The sequence below is a fragment of the Paraliobacillus zengyii genome (genome assembly GCF_003268595.1).
In the GTDB taxonomy this organism is placed as follows: Bacteria; Bacillota; Bacilli; order Bacillales; family Amphibacillaceae; genus Paraliobacillus_A; species Paraliobacillus_A zengyii.
The window spans coordinates 3,590,421-3,605,132 of sequence record NZ_CP029797.1; the positions used below are offsets into that span (position 1 = coordinate 3,590,421).

At 35.0% G+C, this 14,712-nt stretch carries 12 protein-coding genes; 6 read left to right on the forward strand and 6 right to left on the reverse strand.

Annotation, left to right across the window (positions count from 1 at the left end; all coding sequences use genetic code 11):
• Positions 1 to 111 precede the first annotated feature (111 nt).
• The 4 genes from DM447_RS17545 to DM447_RS17560 all read left to right on the forward strand — a co-directional run bounded on the left by DM447_RS17545 (position 112) and on the right by DM447_RS17560 (position 3,036).
• The gene (locus tag DM447_RS17545) at positions 112 to 1,917 is read left to right on the forward strand and encodes a sensor histidine kinase (protein WP_112182470.1); all 1,806 of its coding nucleotides are present in this window, start codon (positions 112 to 114) and stop codon (positions 1,915 to 1,917) included.
• Positions 1,914 to 2,519 (forward strand): response regulator transcription factor, encoded by a 606-nt coding sequence (locus DM447_RS17550; RefSeq protein WP_112182471.1) that lies wholly within the window; start codon positions 1,914 to 1,916, stop codon positions 2,517 to 2,519. The genes DM447_RS17545 and DM447_RS17550 overlap by 4 nt, the downstream gene beginning before the upstream one ends.
• 107 nt (positions 2,520 to 2,626) lie before the next feature.
• Positions 2,627 to 2,758 (forward strand): DUF4023 family protein, encoded by a 132-nt coding sequence (locus DM447_RS17555; RefSeq protein ID WP_112182472.1) that lies wholly within the window; start codon positions 2,627 to 2,629, stop codon positions 2,756 to 2,758.
• Between the two features lie 98 nt (positions 2,759 to 2,856).
• Positions 2,857 to 3,036 (forward strand): H-type small acid-soluble spore protein, encoded by a 180-nt coding sequence (locus DM447_RS17560; RefSeq protein WP_232824087.1) that lies wholly within the window; start codon positions 2,857 to 2,859, stop codon positions 3,034 to 3,036.
• A gap of 40 nt (positions 3,037 to 3,076) precedes the next feature.
• Here DM447_RS17560 and DM447_RS17565 read toward each other — a convergent pair whose 3' ends face one another.
• Entirely contained in the window at positions 3,077 to 3,913 is an 837-nt protein-coding gene (locus tag DM447_RS17565) for an STAS domain-containing protein (RefSeq protein WP_112182474.1), read from the reverse strand.
• 134 nt (positions 3,914 to 4,047) lie between these two features.
• Between DM447_RS17565 and DM447_RS17570 the strand changes: the two genes are divergently transcribed.
• Positions 4,048 to 4,377 (forward strand): winged helix-turn-helix transcriptional regulator, encoded by a 330-nt coding sequence (locus DM447_RS17570; RefSeq protein ID WP_112182475.1) that lies wholly within the window; start codon positions 4,048 to 4,050, stop codon positions 4,375 to 4,377.
• 74 nt (positions 4,378 to 4,451) lie between these two features.
• On the opposite strand, the gene DM447_RS17575 is transcribed toward DM447_RS17570, so the two are convergent.
• The 3 genes from DM447_RS17575 to DM447_RS17585 form a co-directional block, all read right to left on the reverse strand.
• Positions 4,452 to 5,474 (reverse strand): NADP-dependent oxidoreductase, encoded by a 1,023-nt coding sequence (locus DM447_RS17575; protein ID WP_112182476.1) that lies wholly within the window; start codon positions 5,472 to 5,474, stop codon positions 4,452 to 4,454.
• A gap of 140 nt (positions 5,475 to 5,614) precedes the next feature.
• On the reverse strand, positions 5,615 to 5,965 hold the full coding sequence (locus DM447_RS17580; protein WP_112182477.1) for a zinc ribbon domain-containing protein YjdM: 351 nt from the start codon (positions 5,963 to 5,965) through the stop codon (positions 5,615 to 5,617).
• A 155-nt stretch (positions 5,966 to 6,120) separates the two neighbouring features.
• On the reverse strand, positions 6,121 to 7,590 hold the full coding sequence (locus DM447_RS17585; protein WP_112182478.1) for a protein adenylyltransferase SelO: 1,470 nt from the start codon (positions 7,588 to 7,590) through the stop codon (positions 6,121 to 6,123).
• A 1,183-nt stretch (positions 7,591 to 8,773) separates the two neighbouring features.
• Here DM447_RS17585 and DM447_RS17590 point away from each other — a divergent pair.
• A complete protein-coding gene (locus tag DM447_RS17590; protein ID WP_112182479.1) occupies positions 8,774 to 9,466 on the forward strand; it encodes a hypothetical protein in 693 nt (230 codons plus the stop codon).
• Positions 9,467 to 10,067: 601 nt separating this feature from the next.
• On the opposite strand, the gene DM447_RS17595 is transcribed toward DM447_RS17590, so the two are convergent.
• Entirely contained in the window at positions 10,068 to 11,705 is a 1,638-nt protein-coding gene (locus DM447_RS17595) for a thiamine pyrophosphate-binding protein (protein ID WP_112182480.1), read from the reverse strand.
• Positions 11,702 to 14,518: a bifunctional diguanylate cyclase/phosphodiesterase gene (locus DM447_RS17600; protein WP_112182481.1), complete on the reverse strand. Its 2,817-nt coding sequence runs from the start codon at positions 14,516 to 14,518 to the stop codon at positions 11,702 to 11,704. Before DM447_RS17600 ends, DM447_RS17595 begins: the two co-directional genes overlap by 4 nt.
• Positions 14,519 to 14,712: the final 194 nt, after the last annotated feature.

Consider the following 14,712-nt stretch of genomic DNA (forward strand, 5'->3'; position numbering starts at 1 on the left):
AATACAGTTATACAGTAATTAGCCTGAATAGTTTAAAAAAAGGTGAACTTACTTAATTTAATGGTATATTAAGTATATAATGAAAAATAATGAGAGGAGGTTTCCTCGAAAATGAGCTTAAATCAAGTGTTGTTTTTACTATTGTTGGCCATCACTGGTTGTTTGCTTTATATTGCATATCTCGCATGGAGAAAAAGAGAATCACCTGTTGCTGTCAGCTTATTTTTAGGTATGTGCTCAGGGGCTTGTTATTCATTTGGTTATGCTTTTGAAATAATTAGCTCAGACTTAAACCAAATACACTTTTGGCTTAAAGTGGAATATATCGGTATCTCTTTTGGAACACTTATTTGGTTTATCATGGTGTTGCAATTTACGAGTCATCATATGCTTCTGCAAAAGTGGATACTAGTAAAGCTCTCCATTATACCTATTCTTACATTTGTAAGTCATTATACGAATGAGTGGCATCATTTATTTTATAAAGATACTTGGCTTTATGAGTGGAATAGCTTTTCTCTAGTTTCCATAAAAATCGGCCCATTTTATATGCTTCACATCATATATTCTTTCGTACTTTTTATTGTCGGAATGTTATTTTTATTGCATATGTACCGAAAAGCTGCAAGCCATATGAAGAATCAAGTTTTAGTAATGATGATAGGCTCTTGTGGACCTTATCTTATTTCCATTATATATTTAAGCGGTTTTATGGAAACACCTATCGACCTTTCTCCATTTGGACTTCTTTTTTCAGGTATTCTTATTATATGGGGAATCTATCATTTAAACATGATGAAATTGTTGCCACATGCATTAAATCAAGTTTTTAATTCAATGAAGGACGCAGTAATAATACTTGACCTAGATAATAACATCACAAGCTTTAACTTCTCCGCTAGCCAAGTTTTTCAAGAGCTTGACAAGACAGTAATTGGACAATCTGCCACTACTATACTCTCCTACTATCCAGAACTACTTAAAACTATTACAGCTGGCGATTCCTTGCAAAGAAAAATAAAGTTAGCGAACGAAACAGGTTTTCACTATTATCATGTTTACATTTCACATGTTCGTAATAAGAGACAGAAAATCGTTGGGAAAACACTCTGGTTAAATGACATAACAGCATTAGTACTTAATGAGGAAAAACTACTTGCTAGTTCAAAACAGTTAGAAGAACTGAATGCGTTTAAGGATAAGATGTTCACAATTGTTGCTCATGACATTCGTGATCCACTTTCATTACTGATGAATCTGATGGAGATCCTTAAAGATGAATTACAAGAGTATCAAGACAAGCACGCTGAAATTGCCCGTGAAATGGAACAACAAATTCAAAATGCCTTTTCACTGGTAGAAAGCCTACTTGACTGGTTCCGAAGTCAAAAAGGTGGCATGTCATTTAATCCTGTATCATGGAATTTATCGCAAATTATTCGGAAGAATACAGATTTATTACACATTCAGAGTGATAGAAAACAAATTACGGTCATCTCAGAAATAGCTAATGATATGGTTGTTTATGCGGATAAAGAAATATTAGATCTACTTATCAGAAATATTCTTTCGAATGCTATTAAATTCTCAGAATTTGAAGGGATTATCCTATTACGTGCAGATCAGGTAAAAGACAAAGTAATAATATCTATAAAAGACAGTGGTCAAGGGGTACCTCCAGATCAAGCGCTTAGATTACTACAAGATCAAGAAGGATATCTTGAATCTTTGAACGGAACCGCGGGAGAAAAAGGTATTGGTATTGGACTTACTTTATGTAGAGAATTTGCTCAAATAAATGGTGGGGAACTGTGGTTTGAAAGTGTCCCTAATCAAGGTAGTACTTTTTATTTCTCTACTCCTATTGGAATGAGCCCAGACGCTGTAAAACAAGAAGAGGGAATGAGTACAAGATGAAAGTAGTAATTATTGACGACGAATTTGCTATGCACTTGATTATGAAACGCATGCTTGCGAAGATTGATAACGTTGAAATCGTTGGAAGTTTTCAAGACACGACAATAGCCTTTTCCTATCTAAAGAACTGTAAAGTTGACTTAGTATTTATTGATATTAATATGCATAAAGAAAATGGTCTTGATTTTGCCAAGCGTTTAAGAGAGAGCGGTTGGCGAACGAGGTTGGTCTTTGTGACATCGCACAAAGAATATGCCTTATCTGCTTTTGATGTGCATGCCTATGATTACATCGTCAAACCTCTTTCTCAAGAAAGACTTACCACTACAATTGAACGCTTTCGCTCTGATGAAAATACCACCGAAGTAACAGAATTGGTTACAAAAGGGCTAACACCTAAGCTTATTGAGTCGTTAACCAAAAGGGAATTGGAAATTATCAATCTTATGAGTAACGGACTAACAAACAAAGAAATTGCTCTGACATATAAGTTGGCGGAAGGTACAGTCAAAAATCATATTGTTAATATTTTCGGGAAATTACAAGTGAAAAATAGAGTCCAAGCTATCACTGTTGCAAAGTCATTTAATCTAATTAAATAACGAAACTTTTAGGATGCTTTTTAAAATAAAAAGCTAATCTTAAATGTATGAATCATCTTGCAAGAGAAAACGTATAAATAAATTTTAAACAAGGAGGGATTCGTACTATGGATGATACACATGAATTTGTTGAAAAATTGCACGATACACAACACAAAGCGGAGCAAATTGAAAAGCGACAAGGAAAGGCACACGCCGATCGTACATTACCTAGTAAACAACATAACACAAATAAATAACAGTCTATATCTACCAAGCAAATGTTTAAATTAAATCGATAACGGTTAATGATAAAGTATAAGTTAATAAATTATCGGAGGCGATTTAGGTGAATCTTATGCGAGCAAAAGATATAAAAGACAATCCTGTTATGAAAGATGTTGTTTATAATGGGAAGTATGTCTACATTCATGATGTTGATGATGAGTCACAAAAGGCCCTCATTAATTATACAAAAAAATCCGAGACTGAGTTTGAAGTAGATGTAACAGAACTGAAAGAAGAAGAGCACCAGTAAACCTTAAGTAATTAGGAGCATTCCCAAATTTGGGAATGCTCTATTTTTGGGCGGTCTTCAAATGATTTACATGATCTATTGCCTGTTGAAGATTAGAGAAGGTTTGAATAGTTTTAAATTCTATTCCTAACCCTACAAGCTTTTGTGCTATTTCAGGGCGAATCCCACTTAATTCTGCCTCGATCCCAATTAACCTAAGTGCTGTGACAAACCGGATTATTTGCGAAGCTACCCATTCATCAATAGCAGGGACACCAGATAAGTCAAAGATGATATACTTAACCTTTAATTCACTTCCTTGTGTCAACGCTGTCTCCATTAACTGTTTTGCTCGATCATTGTCAATAGCACCAATCAAAGGAAAAAAACCAATACTTTCTGTAAGCTTCAACATCGGGGTAGACAATTCCCGTACTTTTGAATTAAATACTTTCGTTTTTTTCGTGTGCCCTTTTTTATATGCTAAACCTAATAATTGTCCAGCCTGCTCCACTGTAGTATGAAACGACGAAATAATCGCATAAAAATCATCAATTGTTAATTCATAATAATTTGCCTCTTCTTTAATTAGAAGGTCAATTGCCTCTCTAGAAAAATATGCCTCTTCTATCACCTCTTCTATTGATAGCTGTTGCTCTAATAGCTCTCCAGAAATTGCACAACTCCAGTTTTGTAGTCGCACAAACAAATCATTCGTGTTAGACGTCACAGAATCGGCGTATATGATAAGTAGGGTTTCCCTAAAATCAATTAAATTCTTATGTGTATTATCTCTATCATTCAAAAGATGATACTGAAACCCAGCCAATTTAGCTTTATTCTTAATGATATTGGTCTTAATTTCCTTTTTCGCCTTTTCTAAAATTGGAATTCCCATGGTTTCAATCACCTCATAATCGGGTATTTACTATCTAACTAATACACCTATGATAGTAATAGAATAAGATATTATTCAAGTAGGCACTTTTTGGTGTAATAGTTACTAGATAGTTACCTATGGAGTGTGAAAAAATGGATAAAACATATGAACATCCAATTGAAGTAACCTTAAATGTTGTTTGTGGAAAATGGAAAGCGCTAATTCTTTGTCATTTACTTGATAGAACAATGCGCTTCGGAGAATTACAAAAAAAGATTCCAAAAATAAGCAAGAAAATGTTAGCACAACAGCTTCGCGAGTTGGAAAAAGAACAGCTCATTGAGCGCGAGATCTTCCCTGAAGTTCCACCAAAAGTTGAATATACACTAACTAAGTACGGAAGAGATCTTGAGGAAACACTATATTTTATGACCGAATGGGGTAAAGAGCATCGGGACAAATTTGAAAAAAGCGGAGCTTAAGAACAAATAAAAGGACTACACATGTCAAAATCTCTTGACGTCTGTGTAGTCCTTTAAAATTTGCCGTAATTTACTTATTTATTATACTGTTGATCAGCCACTTTCACAAGTTGCTTGCCAATATTATTTCCCTTAAAGAGATCAAGAAAAGCATCAGGAATATTCTCAAATCCCTCTTTAATTGTTTCGCGGTATGTTAACTTTCCTTCTTTAAACCATTGGGCTAATTGCATCGTTCCTTCATTAAAACGACTGGAGTAGTCACCTAAGGTAAAACCTTTCATTAGCGCACTTTTCTTAACAAGTTTTGTTTGAACACGAGGTCCGATGTCTAATGTTTCTAAATTATAAGAAGAGATTGCTCCACAAATTGGGATACGGGCATGTTTATTTATTTGCGTTAAAACTGCGTCAGAGATTTCCCCACCTACATTATCAAAGTAAACATCAACACCATTAGGACAAGCTTCTTTTAATGCTTCTTCCATGTTAGCTGTTGTTCGATAATTTATCGTTGCATCAAAGTTGAATTCTTCTTTTAATAGTTTGGTCTTCTTATCTGAACCAGCTATACCAACTACATGTGCACCTTTTATTTTTGCGATTTGGCCAACTATTGATCCTACTGCTCCTGCCGCTCCAGAAATAACAACTGTCTCTCCTGCTTTTGGATCACCTATATCAAGCAAACCAAAATAAGCAGTTAAACCAGTCATTCCTAATATACCTAAGTGTGTTGATATAGGAGCAAGTGATGGGTCAATTTTTCTTATTTCATTTTCATTTGCAATATAGGACGTTTGCCAGCCATATGATCCAATAACAATATCTCCCTGCTTAAAGTTAGCTGACTTTGATTCCACTACTTCCCCAATTGAGCCTCCCTCTATTACACCATTAACTTTAAACGGTTCAATATAAGACGCTACATCTTGCATTCTTCCTCTCATATATGGATCAACGGAAACATATATCGTACGGACCAGTACTTCTTCAGCCTCTAGTTCTTTCAGGTCTGTTTCAATAAATTTAAATGTATCATTATCTGGCATTCCTTGAGGTCTTTTTGCTAAAACGATTTGTTTATTTTTTATCATATAAACGTCTCCCTTATTCATTACTATGGGTTATTTTAACAGAATATTGCTCTTTATACATTTATTTTGATTTGAACGTAACGTATTGAAAAGGCTATGTAGCGTCAACAACTCTTTGACACTACATAGCCTTTTAGGTTTTAAAGTTTTTTAACAAATTTTGATTTTACTAACATTGCTCCAAAACCATCAATTTTACAATCAATATCATGTCCATCTTCTCCATCAGCAACTAAACGAATGTTTTTAATTTTTGTTCCCATTTTTAAAGGATTTGAGCTTCCTTTTACTTTAAGATCTTTAATTACTGTTACAGAATCTCCATTGCTTAGCACATGACCATTCGAGTCTCTGTATACTTTTTCATCTTCACTGTTTTCATTTTCAGAATCCAAAGTCCACTCATGTGCACATACAGGACATACTAGTAGACTTCCATCTTCGTATGTATATTCTGAATTACATTCGGGGCAATTTGGTAACTCTACCATACTATCATTTCTCCAATCATTATTAATTTTACCAACATAAACTACTATTCTCTAGTAGTATCATTTATATAGTATACGATAAAAAAATTATTTAAACTATGTACCAGTGAAATTGGGGCATAGAGTTTCTCGACCCCATCCCCATTTTCACTCTATCACGTGCCACAAAAAGTCTGGTAGTAACGATCTGTTCTAGCTGGTACAAAAGCATATACTTCCTGGTCTGTAGTGTGTGCATATGGCTTTTTAAGAACGGCAAGAAGTTGCTCCATTACACTATAATCGTTATTTTTCACCGCAGCTTCTAGCGCCTCTTCCACTCGATGATTTCGAGGTATAACTGCAGGATTACTCTTTTTCATTAAATTGTGTATAACATCTTTTGATTCTCGTTGAATATCCAATCGTGCGTGCCATCTTTCTTTCCATTTCGCAAACGCTGGGGTTTCAAATAGGACTTCATCTTCATAATTATCAAATGTTAGTGCACGAAAAGTATTGGTATAATCAGCATCATGCTCCTCCATCATACGTAGGAGATCTACAATAAGCGCTTCATCCTCATCCTCTTCTTTAACTATCCCTATTTTCGCTCTCATTCCTTGTAACCAATTTGAACGATAATGCTCCTCATACTTTAACAATTCATCTTGTGCTATCTTCACCGCTTCTTCTTGATTTTCATGCAACAGAGGTACTAGTGTTTCTGCAAATCGTGCAAGATTCCAGCCTCCAATAGGTGGTTGATTTCCATAGGCGTAACGACCTTGTCTATCGATAGAACTAAATACCGTTTTCGGGTTATAAACATTCATAAATGCACATGGACCATAATCTATTGTTTCCCCACAAATAGCCATATTGTCGGTATTCATTACACCATGGATAAAGCCAACTAGCTGCCATTTTGCAATTAGTGCTGCCTGACGCTTGATCACTTCTTTTAGCAAAGATAGGTAGCGATGTTCACTTCTTTCTACCTCTGGAAAATGCCGTTCTAGCGTGTAATCAGCTAATGCCTGTAAATCGTCATCTTCACCCCATTTTAACGCATATTCAAACGTTCCTACTCGCAGATGACTAGCAGCCACACGAGTCATAATCGCACCAGGTAGATCCGTTTCACGAATAACTTGCTCTCCTGTTGTCACAACAGCGAGACTCCGGGTAGTAGGAATTCCTAACGCATGCATAGCCTCACTAATAATGTACTCTCGTAACATAGGACCAAGTGTTGCTCTACCATCACCACCTCGTGAATAAGGTGTTCTACCTGAGCCTTTTAATTGAATATCAAATCGTTTTCCTTGAGGAGTTATCTGCTCGCCATGTAGTATGGCTCTTCCATCACCCAACATTGTGAAATTCCCAAATTGATGTCCAGCATATGCTTGGGCAAGAGGTAATCCTCCATCAACAGTCTGATTACCTGCGAGCACTTCCACACCAACTTCAGCTTTTAATGCCTCACTATTTAAACCTAAAGATTCGGCTAATGAATCATTTAGAATAACCAATTTAGGTGCACGAACTGGGTTTGGAGTAATCTTTGAAAAAAACAGATCAGGAAGCGTAGCATATGTGTTTTCTAAATTCCAACCAGTTTCTTTTACACTTTTTGTCATTATATCCCTCTTTTCGTAAACTTTATTGTTAGTTGAACTGCCCTATTAGTTGTAATTAGCCCTTAAAGTTAAATAACTACAAACAGCTAGATATTTTATTGGCGTAGTAAGTGGGAAGTTTGTTTCAAAGCCGCTTTTTATATCTTTTTCTGGATTTGAATTTACTTCTTTTAGTGTATACCATAGCTAATTTAATATCCATTTATGAAAAGAGCTAAAAAAGGAAAATTCACATCAAAAAAACATCCATTAACTTCCTTTTATCCTTGGTTTCCTATACTATATAACTAAGCGATCTATAAATATAGTTTCTACTTTTTGATTAAATATTCTCATTACCATGTGTCAGTTATAGAAATTATACTTCAAAGTACGTTCTCTAATATAACAGTGGTGAAATGGAATCAAAAACTTTTAAACTGTTCTAAATTACTCAACTTTCGCACTGTAAAACAGGCACTTAAGTCTTGGTACAACAAGAAAGTCTCACAATCTAAAATAGGAGTTGACTTCACACTTCTTTGGTAATCATCAGTCCGTTTGACCTGACGCACTTGAGAGAAAATCTGTCGTAAATATTTTACAACTTTAGATACGCTACGGTAGCAAATGGTCTCCCTTTTTGTGGGATTGCGATTACTCATCCCATCGAAAACATTTGCCCGCGGAAAGCGACTGCCTGAAGCGGAAATCAACATGGCAGTTACGACAGAGTCTATGTTTATTCAGTATTAAACACACTTCAAACTCATAAAAGCAAACAATTAGCACTTATTTTTTAAGTGAGAAAGTTGAGTAAATTATATTCTTATTTCGGTATTGGATAACCACTATGAAATAAAGTTGGTGTATATAAAGTTCTAGGTATATTTTTATAATTAACCTTATCAATACCTTTAGTTATTTTAATACATGAAACTGGACATGCGATATTCATTAAATTATTCAATGGTACTTTGTACACTTTGATTATCTCCCGGTTAGAGGATTTATTTTTTACTCATACATTACAGCTTTCTATACCGCTATCTCACAGTATTATAAAGATGGCTTTTTTAGTGACGGAAGAGCAATTATAGACTTATTAGGAAGGAAGAAAAAAATCAATCAAAAAGATGATTCTTACCAAATATCCATCCAATAAATTCGATTATATTCTCACTACGAAAAGGAGATAATTTTTATGGTAGAACCAAGATACCCTTTAGAATTAATAGAAGGCGTTAAAAAGACGATTAATAGTAAGAAGTATTCGTATTCTGAACTTGACGTAGTACAACAAATTGAACAAATGACAAAGATAGAGTTAATGGATAATTATTTAGCTTCTCTGGGACCTGAGCTTACTAGCACGGCGATTTGTTGGATTGTTAAACAAGTTTTTGGATTCGATTTAGAGAAAATTCCATTACACGAGGATAAGCAAGAGCAAATTACTATTGCTAGAGATTTAATAGATTCTAAACTAAATTCTTGCGGAAGCAATGTTTCAGGTGATGAAATTCGAACAATCATAAATGACTTCTTTGGTGTTAACTTAAATGCGATAAACGCATTAGAAGATGCTCGATTATCCTTATACTCAAAAGGACAGTGGGTTATTAAAAATGAGAACGATTTATTTGTTGTTTATACTGGAACGGGTGATGTAGATGTAAAGGTTTACCCAACAGCATACTTTACGCAAAAAACTGGTTTAGAGCAAATCCCCGATAAATTACAACATGCATTAAAAGGTATTGGCTTTCATTACAACGAAGATATCAATGCTTATTATTTCTTAAGTCCTACAAACGAACCGGTTGATGGTGCATTTAAAGGACAAACTATTGGAGCAATTATTAATGAAATCAAAAGCTCCTACTCGCATATATAGATTTCTAACCTACTATTAAATAAGAGAGGCTGACTTATTAAAGTCAGCCTCTCTTATAAAAAACATCCTTTTATTTAGACTTTTTTTGTAAAAAATATTACTTTGCTATTGGGATTTGATAGAATTCAGCGGAACTAGCTATTAATCCGGCGGAGCGAGCGCTAATTCGGCGGAACTCACCTTTAATCCGGCGGAGCGAGAAGCTAATTCGACGGAACTCACCTTTAATCCGGCGAAGCGAGAAGCTAATTCGACGGAACTAGCCTTTAATCCGGCGGAGCGAGCGCTAATTCGGCGGAACTCACCTTTAATCCGGCGGAGCGAGAAGCTAATTCGACGGAACTCACCTTTAATCCGGCGGAGCGAGAAGCTAATTCGACGGAACTCACCTTTAATCCGGCGGAGCGAGAAGCTAATTCGACGGAACTCACCTTTAATCCGGCGGAGCGAGAAGCTAATTCGACGGAACTCACCTTTAATCCGGCGGAGCGAGAAGCTAATTCGACGGAACTCACCTTTAATCCGGCGGAGCGAGAAGCTAATTCGACGGAACTCACCTTTAATCCGGCGGAGCGAGCGCTAATTCGATAGTAAATAGCCTTTATTTACTAAATGATGAAAGGAATTTGACGCGATCGCCCATTGGTGGTGTATTGTTATCTACCAAAGCGATTTCTAAAACTGCTGGACCATCAGATTCAAGCAAATTTTTAATCGCTGCTTCATCCAAATCTTCTAATTTGTCTACGCGATAACTTGGTATATTCATAGCTGCTGCCATTGCTGCAATATTAACGGGTTCCTGTTCAAAGCTCTGGTGGGAACGTTTATATTGTAGCGAGTGTCCGTGATACACCATCCCTAAACGCGCATTATTCATAACCACAAACAGTATCGGTAGCTTATTTTCCTTTGCCGTTAATATTTCCATACCGTGCATAAAGAAGCATCCATCTCCTGTTATACAAGCAACAGGTCGTTCTGGCTCAGCCAATTTTGAACCTATAGCCGAACTAATCCCAGTTCCCATCGCACCATAATGTACGTTAATATCAAAGCTATCTGAATCAAGCACATTCATATGATGAATCACATAAGACATAAACTCACCTATATCGATTGTATATCTAGTAGAAGTAGGAAGGTGTTTTTGTATGTTTAACAGGATATTTTTTGTATTATAGGCATCTTGATCAACATTATCCAACTTTCTCTCACTAGTATTCATGTCATTTTTGGAGAACCCTAATTCTTTTAACTCTTCGATTAGAAATAATAAACTTAAATCAATATCGCCCCATACTGGAAGATCAACTTTGTATTTTCGATTGAAAACTGTCTCATCAAAATCAATTTGAACAGTAAAGCGATTCTTGTTTAAATTTACATTCCAATTATTTGTCGCTGTTTCCCCCAAACTTGATCCTATTACCAATAAGGCTTCTCCGTTACCCTCATTAATTAACGACGAGGCATTATCATGACCAGCAAATCCAAAGACACCCGCTAGTAATGGATGATCGTCTTTTATAAATCCTTTCGCTTGTGGGGTTGTTATGATGTCCCAGTTAAGAATTTCTGCTAATTCTATTGTTTGTTCTACAGAATTTCTAATTCCTTGACCAACAAAAACATAGCCTTTCTTTCTACTAGCTAACTCTTTAGCTACCATTTGTATTGTTTCTACATCAGGGATAATAGGCTCTCTTTTAGGAGGCGCGAGCATTTCTGTCACTTGAACTTCTTGTAATTGAACATTAATGGGAACTGCAATATGGACTGGACCTGGAACCCCTGATATAGCTATCTCATTTGCTTTAGCAACCTCCGCCAACAGATCATCTGCAGTGTTAACCGTTACACTGTATTTCGTTACATTCCGATAAATTGGCTCAGCATCTAGCTCTTGAGAAGCATTTAATCCTACTGTATTTACAGGAACTGCTCCTGTAATAAATAATACAGGTAAATGTTCACGCATTGCGTTTGCCGCACCCGTCATTAGGTTTGCTCCACCGGGACCACTACAAGCTATACACACGCTCATTTTTTTTGCATATTTAGCATAACTAGCCGCCATATATGATGCTGCACCCTCATGTTTCGTTACTATTGGCTGTATTTCAGGCATATCATAAAGCTCATCGAATATCGCGTTAACTGATCCTGCTGGAATCCCAAAAATATATTCCACTCCACTATTTCTTAAGTAATTTAATACGGAACGAGCTGCTTTCATATAATTCCTCCTGCTTCTATTTTATTATCTATAAAAATTTGCTGCGCAAAATCAGTGGCACTAAGCGGACGACTAAAGCAAAATCCTTGCATGAAATAACAGCTCCTTGAAGCTAGAAATTCTGCTTGTTCTATTGTTTCCACACCTTCTGCAATTACGTTAAGATTTAAATTTTGGGCCAATGTAATAATTGTATTCGTAATCGCTGCATTATTGTTATCTTCTATAATATCCTGAATAAATGACTTATCAATTTTCAATGTATGGATAGGGAAATTCTTTAAATAGCCTAAAGATGAATAGCCTGTACCAAAATCGTCAATAGCTATTTTTATCCCTAACTCTTTAAGTTGCTCCATTGTTCGTAAGGTGCTATCCTTATTCTTAATAATTTGATTCTCAGTAAGTTCCACTTGTAAAAATTCAGGAGATAAATTAAATTTCTTAAGAATAGTTTTAATTTTAGTAAATAAGTCATTCTCTTCAAATTGTCGAACAGATAAATTAACAGCTACACTTATCAATGGATATCCTTGCTCATGCCAGGTTTTTAATTGTTCACAAGCTTTTTCGATTACCCATTCTCCTATCGAAACGATTAGACCTGTCTCTTCAGCAATTGGTATGAATTTATCAGGTGGTATCATACCTTCTGTCGGATGGTTCCATCTCAATAGCGCTTCCATACCGATACATTGTTTGGATTGATAGTCTACTTGAGGCTGATATTGAATGACTAGTTCATCTTGCTCTAAAGCTCTGTATAAAGCGTTCTCTAATTTGATACTTTCAAAAGTTCTCGTATCCATTCCCTTTACAAAAAAATTACAGTTGTTACCAGACACTTCTTTTGATCTGTACATAGCCGTATCTGCATTTTTAATTAATTCTTCAGTATTATCACCATCACTAGGAAACATACTTACACCTATGCTAACTTTAATATAGATCTCGTGTCCTTTTAAATTAAATGGCTGACAAAGGGCTTTATTTATACATTTAATAACAGCTAATATTTCATTTTTACCTTTTATATTTGGTAAAAATATTGAAAATTCATCACCACCTTGACGAGATATTGTATCGCACTTAGAAATACAGGCTCTTAAACGATTTGCAAAATCCTTCAATAATAAATCCCCATAGCTATGTCCTAGAGAATCGTTAATTAATTTAAATCTGTCTAAATCCAAATACATAACAGCTAACTTTTGACTTGTATATTTCGCTTTTATAATTCCCTGGTTAAGTCTATCTTTAAAGAGATTTCTATTAGGTAAATCTGTTAAACTATCATAATACGCATAATATTTAATTTCTTCCTCCATTTGTTGTCGCTGTGTTACATCTTTAAACGTAATAACATCACCTATTATTTCACCTTGTTCCTTTATTGATGAGATAACATATTCAACTGGAAAGCTTGAACGGTCTTTTCTATAAAAGCTATCATTCTTATTAAATCCTTCTGAATCCACATCAAAACCTTTAATTTTATAATTATTCTCTTTTAAATTTGCTTTATTTCCATTAAAAATAACCTTATACGATTTCCCTATTAATTCACTCTTCTCATAGCCCAGCATAGAATCACTAGCAGGATTACAAAACGTAATATTACCTGCAAGATCTAAACCAAAAATCCCTTCTCCTGCTGAATTAAGAATTAGTTCTTTTTCTCGACTAATTGTCTTTAATTCAGAGATAGCGCTTTCTAATTCTTTATTTTTAGTTGTTATTTCTGATGTTCTTTCTTCAATAATTTGTTCTTGTTTCTCCATATATAATAAGTTAGCTAATGTTGATGCTGTTGTATCTACAATAGATTGCGCTAACTGCATACTCGCTTCTGAATAAACGATGTGTTGCTCTTCCAATTTAGCAACTGCTACTAAACCTAATACTTCACCCATAGAAACTAAAGGAACCATAAATAAACCTTTAATACCAAAATTACGACAAACAAGATGACTTGGTCTTGTATCTTCGTACACATTTGGAATTAGAATGGCCTTCTTGGTTTTAATAACTTCTTGAAATAAAGCATCATTGTTTTGACCTAAATTAAATGTTTTATGTGTATTCATCCAATTTTCTTCTGTCCAATCACTATCCTTGCTTAACTTTGCTGGTTTAAATTCTCTATTCCTAATCGGATCTAATAAATGAACGCCTACATTCGTGTTGTTTAAAACTTTACCTACATAGTAAAAACACTTATCCAATACATCTTGCATAGTGGAACACATGGATAAATCACGTGTAACATCAAGTAATAGTTGCTTTTCCTTAATAAGATTTTCCTTACGCGCTAAATTAGTTGAGTTTCGAATCGCAACAGCAGCCATATTCACATAAGCCTCTACGGTTTTTATTTCCACATCTGTTAAGTTCATTGGAATACCGTAATCAAACAAAAAGACTAAACCAAATAATTCCTGTTCATGTGAAATAGGTAATACTAGTAAAGACTTAATCTGAAATCCCTTGACAGCTCTTGAATCAGGACGATCATCTTTCATTGTATCTGGAATGTAAATTGCCTTTTGTGTATCAACAACTTCTTTAGCAAGTAAGTCTTCTTCCATATCAATGACTTGCATATCAAGTGTCATGCCATTAATCACCTGAGGTTTACCTACATATCCTCTAAATGTACCATCAGCTTCAGGTAAATAGATCCCAACAGAGTCACATTGAACGATCTCTTCAGATATTGCGGTTACAACATTCTCCAACACCTCTCGTAATTCTAACTTTGTATTTATTAACTTTGTAATATTAGCAAGTCTTGAATACCTCGTTTGATTCAACCTTACACCCCCTCTGTTAACTTTTTAGACAGTTAAATTCGATTTTCTCTATATATGTACTAATTCCACAACAGTAGCTAATAAACCTCTATAAAAGACAAATTTTACAAAATATTGTTTTATAAATACCAATACTAGCAATAAAACTATTGAATTATCAAAAAAATTAGTATTATAGTACTAGATAGAGAAAC